This is a genomic window from Mycobacterium sp. 2YAF39 (assembly GCF_052114565.1).
Classification (GTDB): Bacteria; Actinomycetota; Actinomycetes; order Mycobacteriales; family Mycobacteriaceae; genus Mycobacterium.
The window spans coordinates 84426-102107 of record NZ_JBFREZ010000007.1; the positions used below are offsets into that span (position 1 = coordinate 84426).

The following is a 17682-nucleotide window of genomic DNA, read 5'->3' on the forward strand; positions in this document are numbered from 1 at the left end:
TCACCGCGAGGAATCGAGGACACCGTTGCGCATGGCGAGTTCGATATTCGCCAGATGCTGTTGATAGTCCCGGGTGAACAGTGTGGTGCCCTGCATGTCGATAGTTACGAAGTACAGCCAGTCTCCCGGTTCCGGCTTCTCCGCCGCGGCGAGTGCGGGCTGCCCCGGCGAACAGATCGGCGTGGCCGGAAGTCCCGGCCGCACATAGGTGTTCCACGGCGTGTGCTGCCCGCGGTCGCCGTCCGTGGTCGCAACTTCGATCCTGTCGAGCGCGTAGTTCACCGTCGAGTCGAACTCGAGCGTGCGGTTCTCGGCCAGCCGGTTGTAGATGACCCGCGCAACCTTGCCGAAGTCCTCCGGTGCGGCTTCCCGCTGCACCAGCGAGCCGACGGTCAGGATCTGATACGGCGACATCTTCATCGCCTTCGCGGTATCGAGCAGCCCGCCCTGCGTGTACTGGGTTGCGCTGGCGCCGACCAACGTCGCCAGGATGTCCTGAGGCTGTGCGGACGGATCGATGTTCCATGTGCCGGGGGCGATCAAGCCCTCCAGCCGACGATGGTCTGCGCCCATCGCGGTGACCGGATCGACGGCCCAGTCGGGAACCGACAGCGCGGACAAGTCGGCCGTTTTCGCCGACTCCCTGAGTGCGTCCGGTGCGACGCAGTTGCGCTCACCATCGAGATCCACACACGTCGCCTTGGAGATCAGGCTGAGGATGCCGTCAGTGACGGCGTCCGTCTTGACGTCGCGGACATCGTCGAGCTGACGTCCTTCGGGAATCACCAGTTTGCCGACCCGGTTCTGTGGATCGGCAAGCCGCTCAACGGCATTGGCGGCGGGTATTTCGGTGCGCACCTTGTAGAAGCCTGGCTGGATCGACGAGATCGCGGCATTACCCTGTGCAGCTTCGACGAATGCGGTCGAGGTGGCCACCACGTTCCCGTCCTGCAGGGTTTTGCCGATCGCGGTCGTGGAATCCCCCTCATTTACCTGGATCACCACATCGTTCACGCCGTCACCGGTGAAGTCGCTGCCCGTGCCGAACACGTTGTGCCACAGTTTCGAGCCAAGGAACACCACCCCGATGACGACGACAATCAGGATGCCGAGTGCCACCACGCTGGCCGTGCGGCGCTTGCGGCGCCCTCGCGCCTCCCGCAACCGCTCGGCACGGGTCCTTCGACGCCGTGGTGGGCCGACCGCCATGGGCTCCACCCGCTCCCGGCGCCAATTGGGCTCTGCAGATTCGCGGCCCCAGTCGTCAGACATCTCCGACCTCTCCATGCGCGGCCAACACCGCGCGCCGCTGGTCCAGCCAGTTCTGCAAGATGCCGACCGCGGCAGCCTGGTCGATCATCGATCGCTGCCCCTTGGCTCGTATCCCGGCCTCTCGCAGCGACCGCGCAGCCGCAACGGTAGTCAGCCGCTCGTCGGCCAGCCGCACCGGCACCGGCGCGATACGTGCGGCCAGTTGATCGGCGAGGCCGATGGCGTCGTGGGCGGCCGAACCCGACCGGTCGGCCAGCGTTCGCGGTAGCCCGACGACCGCCTCGACCACCTCGTACTCATCGACCAGCGCCGCCAGTCGGCGCACGTGCTTGTCCGACCCCTTCCGGCGGTCCCGCACGACCGTTTCCACCGGTGTGGCGAGGATTCCGTCCGGGTCGCTGACCGCGACACCGATGCGCACACTGCCCGCGTCGATGCCCAGCCGCCTGCCGCGGCCAGGATCGGGGGGCGCCAGCGTGGAGCCCGGCCGATCGGGGTGGCGGTCTGATTCGTTGGGCACGCGGTTCAGCTCCGGCCCAGTTCGGCGCGCAGCGCGGCCAATGCCGCGTCGATCCCCGCCGCCCCTTTACCGGAACCCTGTGCCAGATCAGCCTTGCCGCCCCCGCGGCCGTTCACCGGCGCACCCAGTTGCTTCACCAGATCGTTGGCGCTCAGGCCGAGGTCCTGCGCCGCCGCGTTCACCGCCACCACGTACGGAACGGCGTCGTCGTCGCCCTCGGCGATCAGCGCGACTACCGACGGCTCACTGCTCAGCCTGCCCTTGATGTCGCCGACGAGCGTCCGCAGGTCGCCCGCCGACATTCCGCCGGCCATCCGCTGCGCCACGAGGTGGACCTTACCGACCTGCTCGGCACCGGCGGCGGCATTCGCTGCCGCGGCACGCGCGTTCGCCAGCCGCATCCGGTCGAGTTCCTTCTCGGCGGCGCGTAACCGTTCGACGAGATTGGCCACGCGCCCGGGGACCTCCTCGGATGGCACCTTCAGCGATGACGCCAGACCGGCCATCAGGGCGCGTTCCTTGGCCAGGTGGCGGAACGAGTCCAGACCGACATAGGCCTCCACCCGGCGCACGCCGGATCCGACCGACGATTCGCCCAGGATCGTGACGGGGCCGATCTGAGCCGAACCGCGCACGTGTGTACCGCCGCATAGTTCGAGGGAGAAGGGACCACCGATCTCGACGACCCGAACCTCGTCGGGGTAGGCCTCGCCGAACAGCGCCATCGCGCCCATCGACTTGGCCATCTCGAGATCGGTCGTGAAGCTGTGCACCTCGAAGTCGGCCTCGACCGCCTCGTTGGTGACTTCTTCGATTTGGGTTCGCTGGTCCTCCGAGAGGGCGCCCTGCCAGTTGAAGTCGAACCGCAGGTAGCCCGGACGGTTCAGGGATCCGGCCTGAACGGCGTTGGGGCCCAACACCTGCCGCAGCGCGGCGTGCACCATATGGGTACCGGAGTGCCCCTGGGTCGCGCCGTGGCGCCACTTCGGGTCGACCGCGGCAACCACCGTGTCGCCCTCGACGAACTCGCCTGACTCGACGTTGACGCGGTGTGCCCACAGTGTTTTGGCGATCTTCTGCACATCGGTCACCGCAGCCTTGGCCGCCGCGGATGCGCCCGCACCGGTGATCGTGCCCTCGTCGGCGATCTGGCCGCCGGACTCCGCGTAGAAGGGGCTGCGATCGAGGACAAGCTCGACACGGTCGGCGTCGTGTGCCCCGTGGCCGATCACAGGTACCCGCTTGCCGTCGACGAAGATGCCGAGAATCCGCGCCTCGGAGCTCAATTCGTTGAATCCGGTGAACTCGGTGGGGGCGGTGTCGACGAGTTCGCGGTAGGCCGACAGATCGGAGTGCGCCTGCTTGCGGGCGGCCGCATCGGCCTTGGCGCGCTGGCGCTGTTCGGCCATCAGGCCGCGGAAACCCTCTTCGTCCACCGAAAGGCCGGCCTCCGCCGCCATCTCGAGGGTCAACTCCAGCGGGAAGCCGTAGGTGTCGTGCAGGGCGAACGCATCGGTCCCGGACAGCACGGAAGCACCCGATGCCTTCGTCGCGCCCGCCGCCTCGTCGAACAGGCGCGACCCCGACGCGAGCGTCCGATTGAACGCGGTCTCCTCAGCGACCGCGATTCGCTGGATCCGATCGAAGTCCGCGACCAGTTCCGGATACGACGGGCCCATCGTGTCGCGCACCGTCGTCATCAGTTGCGCCACGATCGGCTGCTCGACGCCCAGCAGCTTCGCGGCCCGGATGATCCGCCGCAGCAGCCGGCGCAGGACGTAGCCGCGGCCCTCATTGCCCGGGCTGATGCCATCGCCGATGATGATCGCGGCAGTACGGCTGTGATCAGCGATGATGCGGTAGCGGACATCGTCTTCGTGGCTGCCCTTGCCGTACCCGCGCGGGGCGACGGCGGCTATCAGGTCGATGACCGGGCGCAGCAGGTCGGTCTCATAGACGTTGTCGACTTCCTGCAGCAGACAGGCCACCCGCTCGATGCCCATGCCGGTGTCGATGTTCTTGCGCGGCAACGGGCCGAGGATCTCGAAGTCCTCCTTGGAGGTGCCCTCGCCGCGCTCGTTCTGCATGAAGACGAGGTTCCAGATCTCGATGTAGCGGTCTTCGTTGGCTACGGGCCCGCCCTCGATGCCGTACTCAGGTCCTCGGTCGTAGTAGATCTCCGATGACGGCCCGCACGGGCCGGGAATGCCCATCGACCAGTAGTTGTCGGCCATGCCGCGGCGCTGGATGCGCTCGGGGGGCAGCCCGGCGACTTCCTGCCACAGCGCGATCGCCTCGTCATCGTCGAGATAGACCGTCGCCCAGACCCTTTCGGGGTCCAGTCCGTACCCACCCTGCTCGACGGGGTTCGTCAGCAGCGTCCAGGCGAACTCGATGGCGCCCTTCTTGAAGTAGTCGCCGAAGCTGAAATTGCCGGCCATCTGAAAGAAGGTGTTGTGGCGGGTGGTGATGCCAACCTCGTCGATGTCCGGGGTCCGGATGCATTTCTGGACGCTCACCGCGCGATTCCACGGCGGTGTGCGCTGCCCGAGGAAATAGGGCACGAACTGCACCATGCCGGCGTTGACGAACAGCAGATTGGGGTCGTCGAGGATCACCGAGGCACTCGGCACCTCGGTGTGGCCCGCCTTCACGAAGTGATCAAGGAAACGCTTCCTGATCTCGTGTGTCTGCACGTTCTTACTGTTCCTCGTCACTATGGGTGGTTTCGCAATTACCTGCGACTATTCGACCGCACCACAGTACCGGTCGCGGTCGCCGCACCTGAAAGGCCAACGAACCAGCGGGGCCGCAGGTGCCTGCTACCCGCCGATGAAGCTCAGTCGCACCTTGCGCTGCGGATTGTCGTCGTTCAGGTCGACCAGCACCACGCTCTGCCACGTTCCGAGCAGCGGCTTCCCGCCCTGCACCGGCACCGTCACCGACGGTGAGATGAGCGCGGGCAGCACGTGGTCGGCCCCGTGCCCGGGCGAACCGTGGGAGTGGCGGTAGCGGTCGTCGCGGGGCAGCAGGCGTTCGAGCGTGTCGAGGAGGTCGTCATCGGATCCGGCACCCGTCTCGATGATCGCGACGCCCGCGGTGGCGTGCGGGACGAACACGTTGCACAGGCCGTCCTGATGCTCGTTGCAGAAGGCGCGCACCGCGTCCGTGAGGTCGACGATGCGGCGCCGGGTCGTGTCGATATCGATTACATCGGTGTCCACGCCATGAGCCTACGAGCGTGCGCCCAGATTGACGCGAGCGTTTATTACCGCGGGGCCAGGGGTATCGCTGATTCATCAGGGTGATCGACCACACAAGCCCTATTCACTAGACCTCGGAGGCATCGTGACTATCACCAGTGTTATCACCGCAATACTCATCGGCATCGTGGTCGGCGTACTCGGCCGCCTGGTACTGCCCGGCAAGCAACCGATCGGCATGTTGTTGACCGTCGTCGTCGGCATCGTGTCCGCATTCCTCGGCACGGCGATCGCGAGGGTGCTCGGCATCCCCACCATGACGAACGGCATCGACTGGCTTGAGCTGTTCGTCCAGGTCGTCGTCGCCGCCTTGGGCGTCGCGCTCGTCGCGTCCTTGATGGGACGCCGGCGCACCGGCTTGATGGGTGGCAGGCGCTCGGGCCTTCTGCGCTGACCAGTAGCTCACCCACTCCACCCCAAATGGCGATCCCGGCTGAACCCCTGCAGCCGGGATCGCCCCCTTTTCTAGGCCTGGCGCTGGAGCAACGGTTGGTCGGCGCGAGCCGTAATCTGTTGCACCACCCACGTATTGCCGTCGGGGTCGGCGAATCCGAACAGCGTTCCGCCATCGCGATCGTCGATGATCTGCATCTCTTCTGCGTCCACCCCGCGTGCCAACAGTTCGTCCCGTGCGCGATGAGCGTCAGCGACGACGAGTTGCAGTCCCTTCAGAGAGCCCGGCGCCATGACCGGACCGCCCGGAAGTTCTCCGATGACGATCGAGCAACCCGAACCCGGGGGCGTGAGTTGCGCGAAGTTCATGGCGGCGTTCTGCGTGTGGTGATCCAGGTCGAAGCCGAGCTGGTCACGGTAGAAGGCGATGGCCCGCTCGGTATCAGCGACCGGGACCACCACCACTTCCAGCGTCCAGTCCATTACAGACTCGCCAGCAGCACGTCGAGTTTCTCGTAGCCCTCGGTCATTCCGCCTTCCATGCCAGAGGACAACAGCGCGTCGCGCGCCTCTGTATTCGGGCATATCGAGCGGCCCCGTAGCCGGGAACGGCCATTGCCGAGGTCCTCGAACCACATGAACTCGATGTTCACCATGTCAGGCGCGCCCTCGAATTCGAATGTCTGCAGGATGAACTCGTTGTCGCGCACGGTGTGGAATGTGCCGTTGAAGCCGAACGTGCCGTGATCGTTGGAATGCGTATAGCGATAGCCCCCATGGCTTTTGAAGTTCCACTCGCTGATCTCCATCTTGAGATCGTGCGGACCGAGCCACTGCTTCATCAGTTCAGGGTCGGCGTGCGCGCGGAACAGCGCCTCCACCGGTGCGTCGAACTCGCGGGTGAATTCCATGGCCAAGGTATCGACCGGGGCCGTGAGGTCCAATGCTTTCGTCATCTCTTCTTTCCCTTCTCGTGTGTGTCGGTCATGCCTGCCAGCAGGGTGTCCAGCCGGCGGTAACTGCGTTCGGCCTCGAGCCGATACCGGTCGATCCATGCAGTCAGCCTCTCCAGCGCGGCCGCGTCGAGATGCACCGGCCGTCGCTGGGCATCGCGGGTCCGGGTGACCAGACCCGCATGCTCGAGCACCTGAATGTGCTTGGACACCGCCTGTTTGGTGATGTCGAACGGCGCGGCCAGCTCGTTGACCGTGGCGGCCCCCCTGGACAGCCGCGCCACGATGGCACGACGGACCGGGTCCGCCAGTGCGAGGAAGGCGCGGTCGAGCCGTGCGTCCGCATCGTCATCACTCTCCATAATCAACCTTGTGTTTGATCAATGCTTTGGTTGATTACAACGGTAGAAGGGCCCCACCGCGACTGTCAAGGGCCTTTTCGCGACGAAGAGCGACTCAAGACGCCGAAATCCGACTTTGGTACACGAAGTGCGAGTAGACGCCTACAAAACCCGGATTTCGGCGTGACTAGGCGCGGGGGGCGAAGCGTGGGTTTCTCGGGCTAGCGCTTCTTGCGGATGATCGCGCGCAGCTTGTCCAGGCGAGTCGCGATCTCGCGTTCGGCTCCGTGGGTGGTCGGCCGGTAGTAGTCGACGTCGACCAGATCGTCGGGCGGATACTGCTGGGGCACAACACCATCGGGGTCGTCGTGTGCGTACCTGTAGCCGATCGCGTTGCCCAGCTTCTCGGCGCCGGAGTAGTGGCCGTCGCGCAGATGGGTGGGCACCTGACCGGCCTTACCGGACCTGATGTCGCTCATCGCGGAACCGAGCGCGGTGGTAACGGCATTGGACTTCGGCGCGGTCGCCAGGTGAACGGTGGCGTGCGCCAGCGTGAGCTGCGCCTCCGGCATGCCGATCAGCTGCACCGTCTGAGCTGCGGCGACGGCAGTCAGCAGCGCCGTCGGATCGGCCATGCCGATGTCCTCACTGGCGAGGATCATCAGGCGCCTGGCGACGAAGCGCGGATCCTCCCCCGCGACCAGCATCCGGGACAGGTAATGCAGAGCAGCGTCGACATCAGAGCCGCGGACCGACTTGATGAACGCGCTGATGACGTCGTAGTGCTGGTCGCCGTCGCGGTCGTAGCGGACGGCCGCCTTATCGAGCGACTGCTCGATGACCTCGACGGTCACGTCCTCCCCCGATTCGGCGGCGACCTCCAGCGCAGTCAGCGCGCGGCGCGCATCGCCTGCCGACAACTGGACAACAAGCTCGACCGCCTCATCGGTGACGGCGACCTTGCCGCCGAGCCCCCGGGCATCATCGATCGCACGGCGAACCACGGCGCGGACCGCCTCGGCATCCAACGGCTGCAGCTGCAGGATCAGCGAGCGCGACAGGAGCGGTGCGACAACGGAAAACGACGGGTTCTCGGTGGTCGCCGCGACCAGCAGCACGACGCGGTTCTCCACCGCGGACAGCAGTGCGTCCTGTTGCGTCTTGGAGAACCGGTGCACCTCGTCGATGAACAACACCGTCTGCTCGCCGTGCGCGGCCGCGCGTCGTGCAACCTCGATGACGGCACGGACCTCCTTGACGCCGGCCGACAGAGCGGACAGCGCCTCGAATCGTCGGCCGGTCGCCTGTGAGATCAGCGACGCGAGCGTCGTCTTACCGGTCCCGGGCGGACCGTAGAGGATGACCGACGCCGCTCCGGAGCCCTCGACCATCCGCCGCAGCGGCGACCCCGGCTGCAGCAGGTGATCCTGCCCGACGACCTCGTCGAGCGTCGCGGGCCGCATCCGCACCGCCAACGGCGTCGACGCACCGACGAGAGCACCCCCTGACGACTCTTCGCCGGGGACGTCAAACAGACCGTCGGCCACGGTCTCTGCTTACCACGACGCTATGACGCAGGGGTCGTCACGAAGTCGATGAGTTCCTCGACGCGCCCGATGAGTGCAGGCTCCAGATCGTTCCAGTCGCGCACGCGACCCCGAATGCGCTGCCACGCCCTCGCGGTGTCGGCCTGTTGGGCGTGCGGCCAGCCCAGCGCCTTGCACACGCCCTTCTTCCAGTCCGTGCCCTTGGGGATGACGGGCCACGCTGGGACACCGATCCGACCCGGTTTGACCGCCTGCCAGATGTCGATGAACGGATGGCCGACGACCAGGGTGTGCGCACCGCCGGGTCCCCGGCGCACCGCCTCCGCGATCCGTGCCTCCTTCGAGCCTGCAACCAGGTGGTCGACGAGCACGCCCAGTCGTCGCCCCGGTGCCGGACGGAAATCCTCGACGATCGCGGCGAGATCGTCGACGCCACCCAGGTATTCGACGACGACACCCTCGATGCGCAGGTCGTCACCCCACACCTGTTCGACGAGTTCGGCGTCGTGGCGACCCTCCACGTAGATCCGGCTCGCCAGCGCCACCTTCGCGCGGGCGTCGGACACCGCGACCGAACCGGAGGCCGTGCGCGAAGCCTTCGGCGCGGCCCGCCGGGGCGGTGTGAGGATGACTGGTCTGCCGTCGATGAGATAGCCGGGGCCGACCGGAAACGGCTTCTTCCGACCGCGCCGGTCCTCGAGTTCCATCCGGCCGTACTCGATGCGCATCACCGCGCCGACGAACCCTGTTTCTGCGTCCTCGACCACCATGCCGATTTCCACCGGAACCTCGACCGAACGCGGTTTCGAGTGCGGATTGGTTGCCAGAACGTCTGAGCCATAGCGATCAGCCACCGGGTGATCGTAGGGTCAGCGTCGTGCTGCTCAACCGCGACACGGCCGAGGGAATCGCTAACGGCAGCATCACACTTGTGCTGCGCCGCTGGGACGCGCCGAGAGCCAGGGCGGGAGGCACGCAACGCACCGTGGCGGGCACGATCCGCATCGACGACGTCACCGAATACCCGGCAGGCACCGCGTGACCGCCGCGCAGGCGCGTGCGGCGGGCTATCCGGACGCCGCGACCGCCAACAAGGATCTGGACCGACGGCCAGCCAAGCACACGTATGCAATCGCGGTGTCCTACTTGGCGCCCGACGAGCGGCCCGACCTCGCCGCCGACGATCGCCTTTCGGCCGCGGATGTCGAGGCGATCGCCGCGCGTCTGGACCGGTGGGACACGGCCTCGCAGCCGTGGACGAGGCAGTACCTGGCCATGATCGCGGCCAACGAGGCCGTGCGCGCGCCGGATCTTGCGGACAGTATCGGCATGGACGTGCCGCGGTTCAAACGACGCGTACGCCAATTGAAGTCGCTCGGGCTGACGATCAGCCTCGACGTCGGCTACCGCCTATCCGCGCGCGGCCGCGCGTTTCTGCGGCTCAGCGCTAGACGCCGTTCCTAGCGACCGCGGGCGGTTGCGAGGTGATCTCGTCGATCACCGTGTGCACGAACTTCATCTTCTCCAGCACCGTGGCCGGTAGCACGAACGGGTAGAGGTCCTCTTTGCCCATTGACCGGTTGATCATGTTCAGCGCCCAGGCCAGCGGGAGCCAGATGTCGATGATCGTCTGAAATCCACTGGGCCCCAGCACACCTCGCTCGAATGTCGCAGAGGCCGGCGCGAACGTGAACGCCGCGGCGGTGTCGAGGGTGTCACGGATGTGCAGGTAGTGGGCGAACGTCTCGGCCCAGTCCTCGGCCGGATGCATCGTGGCGTAGGACGAGACGTAGTTCTTGTTCCAGTCCGGCGGCGGGCCCTCGTTGTAGTGACGGTCGAGCGCGGCCTGGTAGCCGGCGTCGGCGTCGCCGTACAGATCGACGAACCGGGCCTTGTAGTCCGCGGAGGGATCGACCAGGCGGTAGTAGTAGTAATGCCCGATCTCGTGCCTGAAATGGCCGAGCAGCGTGCGGTAGGGCTCTTCCATCGCCACCCGCAACTGCTCGCGGTGCACGTCGTCGCCCTCGGCGAGGTCCAGGGTGATCACGCCGTTCTCGTGACCAGTGAACACCTTCTCCTGCTCGCTGGACAGCAGGTCGAATGCGAGGCCGAAATCCGGATCTTCGTCGCGCCCGACGATCGGCAATTTCATTTCGTGCAGTTCGGCGATCAGCCGCCGCTTCGCCTTCTCGGCCTCGGCGAACGCCGCCATGGCCTTGGTGTCGGCATCGTTGGGCCGGGTCCGTGTCAGGGCGCACGACGCACACAGCCTTCGGACCGGCGCCCGCTCGACCAGCCAATTGCATTTGGCGCGATACAGATTCGCGCACAACTGATAGTTGCTCTGCGGCACGGCTCCGGCGTGTTCGCTCTCGTCGTCGGGTGCGATGACCAACAGGGCCATGTCCTGCAACGAGAACCCCAACGAACTCCCGCACGACAGGCACAGCGAGTTCTCGAACGCCAGCCGCTGGCCGCAGTTGGGGCATGTGAAGTCACGCATGCAGAGCACCACCCTCACAAGGCGCGACATCGACGGAGACATCGATCACGCTGCGTTCGGAGTCGGTGTAAATGATGCCGCGCAACGGAGGCACGTCGGCGTAATCGCGGCCGTAACCGACGGTGATGTAACGCTCGTCAACCATCTGGTCGTTGGTGGGATCGAAACCGAGCCATTGATTCTGCGGCGTCCATACGGACGCCCATGCGTGAGTGGCGTCGACGCCCACCATACGTTCCTTTCCCGGGGGTGGATCGGTCGCCAGATAACCGGACACGTAGCTGGCTGCCAACCCGTTGGCACGCAGGCAGGCGATGGCTAGCCGCGCGAAGTCTTGACATACCCCCTCGCGCGCCGCCAAAACCTCGCTCACCTGAGTCGACACGGTGGTCGACCCGGACCGGTAGGTGAAGTCGGTGTAGATCCGCGACGACAGGTCTGCCAGCACCTCGGCGAGAGGACGCCCGGGCTCGAAACTCGGTGCGGCATAGTCACGTAGCTCGTCGGTGATCTCGGGCGGCCGCAGGTCCAGGGTGAATTCGGTGGCCAGTGCGCCGTCGGGCCCCACGGGTCTGGAAATCTCCCACGGCGCGCGCGCTGATCCGCCGTTGTAGAGATCTGCGGGCGGCGGATCCACCTCGACCACCGAACTGCTCGTGACCGACAGCATCTCGTGCCGCTCGGTGACATGGAAGTACGAGCTGATGTTGCCGAAGGCGTCGCGGCTCGTCGAGCTGTCCGCCGCCTCCGGTTCGATCAGCAACTCATGCGACAGGCAGCGCTGCCGCGCGGAGTCGCGCGGGGTGAGGAAGCCCCGGCCGTAACTGCTGGTGACGACATCGGAGTACCGGTACACCGTGCGGTGCGTCACCTGATAGCACCGGCTCGATCCCGAGGCCGTCACGGCATCACCCTCCGCTCGTCGGGTCCCCACAGCGGCTGCATGCCGCCGGGCAGCGACAGATGGGTGGCGGTGATGACGCCGGACAGGTCGCGCAACTCGGCGTGCGTGTCGTTGAGCAACGCGGTGAGGTCGGCGCGACGGCCATCGGACGCCACCGCTTCGAGGTCGACGGGCTCGATGCGGCGCAGCCGGGTGACGATCTCCTCCACCAGCCGTTCGGGCCGTGAGGAGCCGGACGATCCCGGCAACGACTTCAGTCCGGTACGAAGCCGCTCGAGCTGGTAGGCCAGCGACCGTGGATTTTCGGCGTCGAACAACACCAGGTCGGCCACGGCGGCAACGCTAACCGTGCCTGGGTTGCGTCGCCGATAGATGACCGACGACTCACACGCCACCAGCGTGGATTCGGTGATGGTTTGCTCAGCACCCGCGCTGCGGACCGTCGTGAGAGTGGCACGTAGTAAGGCCGTCAACCCGAGGCCTCGTTCGATGCGTTTGCCGATGTCCATCATCGTCCAGCCGACGTCGTGGACCATGGACTCGGCGGCCACCCCGGACAGGGCCAGCATGCCCGCCAATGTGAGATTGCTTGTCGAGGACAAGAATGCGTCGCCCTCGGCCCTGGACTCGGGCGGCGAGTCGGGGGCGTGCAGAAGTGCGCGCTCCACCGCCGCCAACACCATCCACGTGTCGTTGGACATCTGGTCGCGCACGGCGCGGGCGGCGAGGCCGAGGCGCTCGACGGACTGTGCGAGAGAGCCGGAACGGTGCCGGTCGGCGGTCAGTGACCACAGCGTTGTCGGCGCCGTCGCCACCATCTCCGCGTAGTCGCCGTCCCCGGCGCTGGTTCCAGTGATCTTGCCCAGTGCGGTCAGCAGCACGGGCACACACTCGCTGCCCGCCAACTCACGGCGGTAACGGAATTCGTGGTAACGCTCGCGGGTCACGGTGAGCAACCGGGCCATGTGTTCCGCGCGTTCGGCGTAGCGGCCCATCCAGAACAGATCGGACAGCACACGAGGCGAACTGACCGCCCTGGTGGGGCTGGGCATGAGGGCAGGCAGCTCGACAGGGGCCGCGGTCGGGATGCGCTCGGCAGTCACCCGTGTCGGGGTGCGTACCCAGATATCCTTGGCTGCAACGGTATTCATTTTGAACCCGGAGTTCCCGGGTGCGACGAGGTACCCGAGCCCACCGATCATCGGCGCGTATCCGCTTCGTTGCGACACCGTGAACAACCGCATGCCCACACTCGCCGCCGACAGGCCGCCCGGGTAGTAGTCAGTCGGAGCCGACGAGAACTGCGGCAATTCCTGGCCGACAAATTGCCACGGCGTCGCCTCGATACGCACCCCGAGAGCTTTGCGCTGCGCGGATGTCAGGGCCGGGCCGACGATCGCGTCGCCGCCCGTCACCGGCCGGATCAGCAGCGACGACAGCTTGCTCAACAGGTGCGAACGTTCGGTGTTGATGCCGCCCCAGTACATCGGCGCCGTGCGCAACAGCGGCGTCTCCCCCAGTAGCCGCTCGGCCAGCTGCGGCAGAAAGCGAAGCAGCCCAGGGCTTTCCAGAATTCCGCTGCCCAGGGTGTTGACCACCGTCACCGCACCGCGGCGCAGCACCTCGACGAGCCCGACGACGCCGAGGCGCGAATCCTTGCGCAGGTCAAGCGGATCCGCATAGTCGGCGTCGACCCGGCGCAGCACCACGTCGACGCGCTTGAGTGTGCCCATCGATCGCATCCACAGCTTGCCGTCGCGCACCACCAGGTCCGCGCTCTCCACCAGCGGGAAGCCCAGCACACTGGCCAGGTAGGCCTGGTCGAAGGCCGTCTCGGAGTGGATTCCCGGGCTGAGCACCACGACCACCGGTTCCTCGGCGGACTCCGGCGCGGCGTCGATCAGCGCGAGGCGCAGTGCCTGCGCCCATGGTGATGCCGGACGCGGCCCGATGCGCTCGTACAAGTCGGGAATGGTGTGCGCCACCACACGGCGATCCGCCAGGGCATAGCCCGCACCCGAGGGCGCCTGCGTCCAGTCCGCGTTGACCTGGAAGCTGCCGTCACGCACGCGGCTGATGTCGCAGCCGTGCATGAACAACTGATGCCGGCCGGGCACCTCGATGCCCCGCGCCGCCCGGATGTACCCGGGATGGGCGAAGAGCAGCTGCGGGGGAAGCACGCCACTGGTCACCGAGATCCGCGGGCCGTACAGGTCGGTCAACACTGCGTCGAGCAGCCGTGAGCGCTGCAGCACACCGGCTTCCAACACGTCCCAGTCGGGCGACGAGATCACAATCGGCAACGCATCGAGATGCCACGGCCCCGGCTCCGCCGCCCCGGATCCGTTCGTAATGGCGTCACCGTTGCGGTCCACCTGAACGTAGGTGATGCCGTCGTTGTCGACAAGGCTGCGCACCGTCGACCGAAGCTGGTTCAGGCCGATGCGGCCGCGTTCGCCGACGCACTCGGCGAGTTCCTGCCACGCCGGCCGGATATTGCCTGCGGCGTCGACGAATTCGTCGTATCCGCCGCCCACCCCACCGCGCACGTCGAACAGCGCCTGCTGGGCTCGCGCGCTGCGATACCGGGACAGCAGGTTGTCGATGTCGTGTGGACTCGCCGCGGGTAGGACCATCACTGCAGAACGGTACGCACCCGGCGCAGATCCAAGATCCCCGGCGCGCCCACGTCGGTGGACTGGCGCGCCTGCTTCTCCCGGATGTCGGACAAGTCGACCCTGCCAGGGGTGAAGCCGGTGGTCTCGAAACGGCGGCCGCGCCGCGACTCTGCTTCCACGGCGTTGACGGGCGGATGATCGTAGGAGCGGCCACCGGGGTGTGACACGTGGTAGGTGCAGCCACCACGGGACACGCCGGTCGCGGTGTCCACGAGTTCGAAACGCAGCGGCCCGTCGACGGTGATGGTGGGGTGCAGCGCGCTCGGCGGCTGCCACGCCCGGAACCTCAACCCGCCCACCTGGACATCGGGGTTGTCCGTGGCGAGCAGCGGCACCGGGTAGCCGTTCGCGGTGACGACGTAGCGTTGGCGGTCGGCCCCGATGAGCCGCACCTGGATGCGCTCGATCGACGAGTCGACGTAGCGGGCCGTCCCACCTGTTGTCGACTCCTCCCCCAACACATTCCACGGTTCGATCGCCCCGCGAAGCTCGATCTCGACGCCGTCGAACACGGCCGTCCCGATGCGGGGAAACCGGAACTCGGTGAAGGGGTCCAGCCAACTGGTGTCGAAGTTGATGCCGTGCGCCCTCAAGTCGGCAGCCACATCGGCGATGTCGTGAATGATGAAGTGCGGCAACAGATAACGCCCGTGCAGATTGGCGCCGTGGCGGATCAGCGGTGCGCGCAGAGGTTCATCCCAGAACCATGCGACCAGCGACCGCACCAACAACGACTGCACCATCGCCATCTGGTAGTGCGGCGGCATCTCGAATCCGCGTAATTCCAGGAGTCCCAGTCGGCCTCGTGCACCGTCGGGACTATAGAGCTTGTCGATGCAGAACTCGGCCCTGTGCGTGTTGCCGGTGATGTCAGTCATCAGATGCCGCAGCGCACGGTCGATGATCCACGGTCGGGGCCCGCCCTCGTCTGCCGACAGCCGCGCGATCTCGGCGAACGCGATCTCGAGTTCGTACAGCGCGTCGGCGCGACCCTCGTCGGCACGGGGCGCCTGCGACGTCGTGCCGATGAACCGACCCGAGAACAGGTAGGACAGCGACGGGTGACGCTGCCAGTACGTCAGCATCGACACCAGCAGATCGGGACGCCGCAGCATCGGCGAATCCGCGGGCGTGATGCCGCCCAGGGTGATGTGGTTGCCGCCGCCGGTGCCGCCGTGGGTGCCGTCGACGTCGAAAGACTCGGTCGACAATCGGGCCAGTCGGGCTTCGCTGTAGAGGGTTTCCAGTTGCTGCCGCTGCGCGGCGAATCCGGCGGTCGGCGCCACGTTGACCTCGATGACACCGGGGTCGGGCGTGACGCTCGCCGACATGATCCGCGGGTCCGTCGGAGGCCCGTAACCTTCGAGGACGACGGGGCAGTCGACCTTCGCCGCCGCGGCCTCCACCCGTCGGGTCAGGTCGACGAAGTGCTCGGCCTCATCGGTCGGCGGCAGGTAGATGTAGAGCAGGCCTTCGCGAACCTCGGCCACGACCGCGGTGGTCGGCATCGCGTCGGCGTCCACGACTTCCGCATCGTCTTCGCCTGCCTCGACGGGCAATTCGTCGCGGCGCGCCAACGGATCTGTCTCGTGGCCTGCCGGCGGTGGACGCCAGCTGATCGATTTCAGCGGCAGGCGCAGCCCCGCCGGTGAGTCGCCGTCGAGCAGCACGATTCGTCCGCGCCGCAACCGCCAGTCGGCGCTTGCCCAGCCCGAGCCGTCGTCGGTTCGATGCAACGGCAGGATGTAGGCGGCCGGTTCGTTGACCGTCTCCTCGATCCGCGCAATCAGGGCGGCCCGGGCATCGACGGTGTCAGCCTCCAGATCGTCTGCCGCGCTGACGGGTTCGCCGTCGGGTAGCCGCGTCGCCGCGGCCAGCCGGCTCAACGCGTCTTCGTACGCGGGTCGAATCTGGGACGCAGGCAATCCGAGTCCGTCGACGAGTGCGCCGAGCACCTGCAGTCCGGCATCGGGCGCGACTTCGATCGACTCCGGAGTCGACGACCACGGATCGGCAAGCAGCGAATCGTCGCGCCACAAGGGCTCACCGTCGGTGCGCCAATACAATCCGATCTGCCAGCGCGGCAACGGTTCTCCCGGATACCACTTGCCCTGGTTCCGATGGACCAGACCCTGCGGCGCCCACACCTTCTTCAACCGCGCCGCGAGATCGGATGCCAGCCGGCGTTTGTGCGGCCCGTCGGCGTCGGTGGTCCACTCCGCGTCCACCTGGTTGTCGATCGAGACGAACGTCGGCTCTCCGCCCATCGTCAGACGGACATCACCCGCGGCCAACCGCTCGTCCACGCGGCCGCCGAGCTCGCATATGGCACCCCAGGCGGCATCGGTGTACGGGAGCGTGACCCGGGGATCCTCGTGTATGCGCGTGACGATGTTGGTGAAGTCCAGTGTTGTCTCACACGGCTCGGTGGCGCCGGTGATGGGTGCCGCGGACTCCGGGTGCGGCGTGGCCGACAGTGGGATATGGCCCTCGCCGGCGAACAGCCCCGACGTCGCGTCCAGGCCGATCCAGCCTGCGCCGGGGATGTACACCTCGGCCCAGGCGTGCAGATCCGTGAAATCGGCTGCCGGGCCCGACGGTCCGTCGAGTGCCTCGACATCCGAGGTGAGCTGAACCAGGTAGCCGGAGACGAAACGCGCGGCGAGTCCGAGCTGACGTAGGACCGACACCAGCAGCCAGGCCGAGTCGCGGCACGAGCCGATCCCGGTTCGCAACGTGTGGTCGGGCGTCTGCACCCCGGGTTCCATCCGCAGGCTGTAGCCCACGTCGGCATTGACGGCCCGGTTGAGGGCGACGAGAAAGTCGATGGTGCGGGTACCCGGTGCGACGGAGAAGTTCGTCACCCACGCCTGCACAAGGTCACCGGGCCCCGTTCCCTCGTCGGCCTCGTCGACCGGCCGTAGGTACGGCTTGAGGTCCTCGGCGAGAGACTTCGGGTAGCTGAAGCCGATCAGTTCGGCGTACTCCTCGATAAAGAAGTCGAAGGGGTTGATCACCTTCATATCGGCGATCAGGCCGACGGTGATCGTCAGGCTGCGGGCGCGGTTCGGGAAGACGAGCCGTGCGAGGAAGTTTCCGAAGGCGTCCTGTTGCCAGTTGATGAAGTGATCGGCGGGCTCGACGGTCAGCGAGTACGCCTCGATCGGAGTACGCGAATGCGGCGCCGGGCGCAGCCGGACGATATGGGGGTGCACCTCGACCAGCCGGTCGAACGTGTAGCTGGTGCGATGCTCCAGCGCCACCTTGATGCCCATCGCAAGATCCCATCACAACGTAGGAGGGCGCGC

The 17682-nt window shown here is 66.7% G+C and carries 16 protein-coding genes; 3 read left to right on the top strand and 13 right to left on the bottom strand.

Going from position 1 to position 17682, the window contains the following annotated elements:
- From mltG to AB4Z42_RS20210, 4 genes are all read right to left on the bottom strand, one after another.
- A complete protein-coding gene (gene mltG / locus AB4Z42_RS20195) occupies nt 1-1272 on the bottom strand; it encodes an endolytic transglycosylase MltG (protein ID WP_442010995.1) in 1272 nt (423 codons plus the stop codon).
- Nucleotides 1265-1792, bottom strand: coding sequence for a Holliday junction resolvase RuvX (gene ruvX / locus AB4Z42_RS20200; RefSeq protein ID WP_442010996.1), 528 nt, complete (start codon nt 1790-1792; stop codon nt 1265-1267). Before ruvX ends, mltG begins: the two co-directional genes overlap by 8 nt.
- Nucleotides 1793-1797: 5 nt before the next feature.
- On the bottom strand, nt 1798-4488 hold the full coding sequence (alaS, locus tag AB4Z42_RS20205; protein WP_442010997.1) for an alanine--tRNA ligase: 2691 nt from the start codon (nt 4486-4488) through the stop codon (nt 1798-1800).
- 126 nt (nt 4489-4614) lie between these two features.
- Nucleotides 4615-5016: a secondary thiamine-phosphate synthase enzyme YjbQ gene (locus AB4Z42_RS20210; protein ID WP_442010998.1), complete on the bottom strand. Its 402-nt coding sequence runs from the start codon at nt 5014-5016 to the stop codon at nt 4615-4617.
- Between the two features lie 124 nt (nt 5017-5140).
- Between AB4Z42_RS20210 and AB4Z42_RS20215 the strand changes: the two genes are divergently transcribed.
- Nucleotides 5141-5449, top strand: a complete 309-nt coding sequence (locus AB4Z42_RS20215) for a GlsB/YeaQ/YmgE family stress response membrane protein (RefSeq protein ID WP_442010999.1) — start codon at nt 5141-5143, stop codon at nt 5447-5449.
- Between the two features lie 71 nt (nt 5450-5520).
- Here the strand turns inward: AB4Z42_RS20215 and AB4Z42_RS20220 are convergent, their stop codons facing one another.
- From AB4Z42_RS20220 to AB4Z42_RS20240, 5 genes are all read right to left on the bottom strand, one after another.
- A complete protein-coding gene (locus tag AB4Z42_RS20220) occupies nt 5521-5931 on the bottom strand; it encodes a VOC family protein (RefSeq protein ID WP_442011000.1) in 411 nt (136 codons plus the stop codon).
- Nucleotides 5931-6404 (bottom strand): SRPBCC family protein, encoded by a 474-nt coding sequence (locus AB4Z42_RS20225; protein WP_442011001.1) that lies wholly within the window; start codon nt 6402-6404, stop codon nt 5931-5933. Before AB4Z42_RS20225 ends, AB4Z42_RS20220 begins: the two co-directional genes overlap by 1 nt.
- Nucleotides 6401-6763 carry an ArsR/SmtB family transcription factor gene (locus AB4Z42_RS20230; RefSeq protein ID WP_442011002.1) on the bottom strand — a complete coding sequence of 121 codons (363 nt, stop codon included), beginning with the start codon at nt 6761-6763 and terminating at the stop codon, nt 6401-6403. The genes AB4Z42_RS20225 and AB4Z42_RS20230 overlap by 4 nt, the downstream gene beginning before the upstream one ends.
- 200 nt (nt 6764-6963) lie before the next feature.
- Nucleotides 6964-8289 carry a replication-associated recombination protein A gene (locus tag AB4Z42_RS20235; RefSeq protein WP_442011003.1) on the bottom strand — a complete coding sequence of 442 codons (1326 nt, stop codon included), beginning with the start codon at nt 8287-8289 and terminating at the stop codon, nt 6964-6966.
- Nucleotides 8290-8309: 20 nt separating this feature from the next.
- Nucleotides 8310-9143 (bottom strand): DUF3097 domain-containing protein, encoded by an 834-nt coding sequence (locus tag AB4Z42_RS20240; RefSeq protein ID WP_442011004.1) that lies wholly within the window; start codon nt 9141-9143, stop codon nt 8310-8312.
- A gap of 23 nt (nt 9144-9166) precedes the next feature.
- On the opposite strand from AB4Z42_RS20240, the gene AB4Z42_RS20245 reads away from it, so the two are divergent.
- Both AB4Z42_RS20245 and AB4Z42_RS20250 read left to right on the top strand, forming a co-directional pair.
- Entirely contained in the window at nt 9167-9331 is a 165-nt protein-coding gene (locus AB4Z42_RS20245) for a hypothetical protein (RefSeq protein WP_442011005.1), read from the top strand.
- Nucleotides 9328-9753: a hypothetical protein gene (locus AB4Z42_RS20250; RefSeq protein WP_442011006.1), complete on the top strand. Its 426-nt coding sequence runs from the start codon at nt 9328-9330 to the stop codon at nt 9751-9753. The genes AB4Z42_RS20245 and AB4Z42_RS20250 overlap by 4 nt, the downstream gene beginning before the upstream one ends.
- On the opposite strand, the gene AB4Z42_RS20255 is transcribed toward AB4Z42_RS20250, so the two are convergent.
- From AB4Z42_RS20255 to AB4Z42_RS20270, 4 genes are read right to left on the bottom strand one after another with little or no spacing between them, the layout of a single operon-like run.
- The gene (locus AB4Z42_RS20255; protein ID WP_442011007.1) at nt 9737-10792 is read right to left on the bottom strand and encodes a zinc-binding metallopeptidase family protein; all 1056 of its coding nucleotides are present in this window, start codon (nt 10790-10792) and stop codon (nt 9737-9739) included. The genes AB4Z42_RS20250 and AB4Z42_RS20255 overlap by 17 nt on opposite strands.
- The gene (locus AB4Z42_RS20260; RefSeq protein ID WP_442011008.1) at nt 10785-11696 is read right to left on the bottom strand and encodes a transglutaminase family protein; all 912 of its coding nucleotides are present in this window, start codon (nt 11694-11696) and stop codon (nt 10785-10787) included. Before AB4Z42_RS20260 ends, AB4Z42_RS20255 begins: the two co-directional genes overlap by 8 nt.
- Entirely contained in the window at nt 11693-14332 is a 2640-nt protein-coding gene (locus AB4Z42_RS20265) for a circularly permuted type 2 ATP-grasp protein (protein ID WP_442011249.1), read from the bottom strand. The genes AB4Z42_RS20260 and AB4Z42_RS20265 overlap by 4 nt, the downstream gene beginning before the upstream one ends.
- Complete coding sequence (locus tag AB4Z42_RS20270; RefSeq protein ID WP_442011009.1) at nt 14332-17649, bottom strand: transglutaminase family protein; 3318 nt, start codon at nt 17647-17649, stop codon at nt 14332-14334. Before AB4Z42_RS20270 ends, AB4Z42_RS20265 begins: the two co-directional genes overlap by 1 nt.
- Nucleotides 17650-17682: the final 33 nt, after the last annotated feature.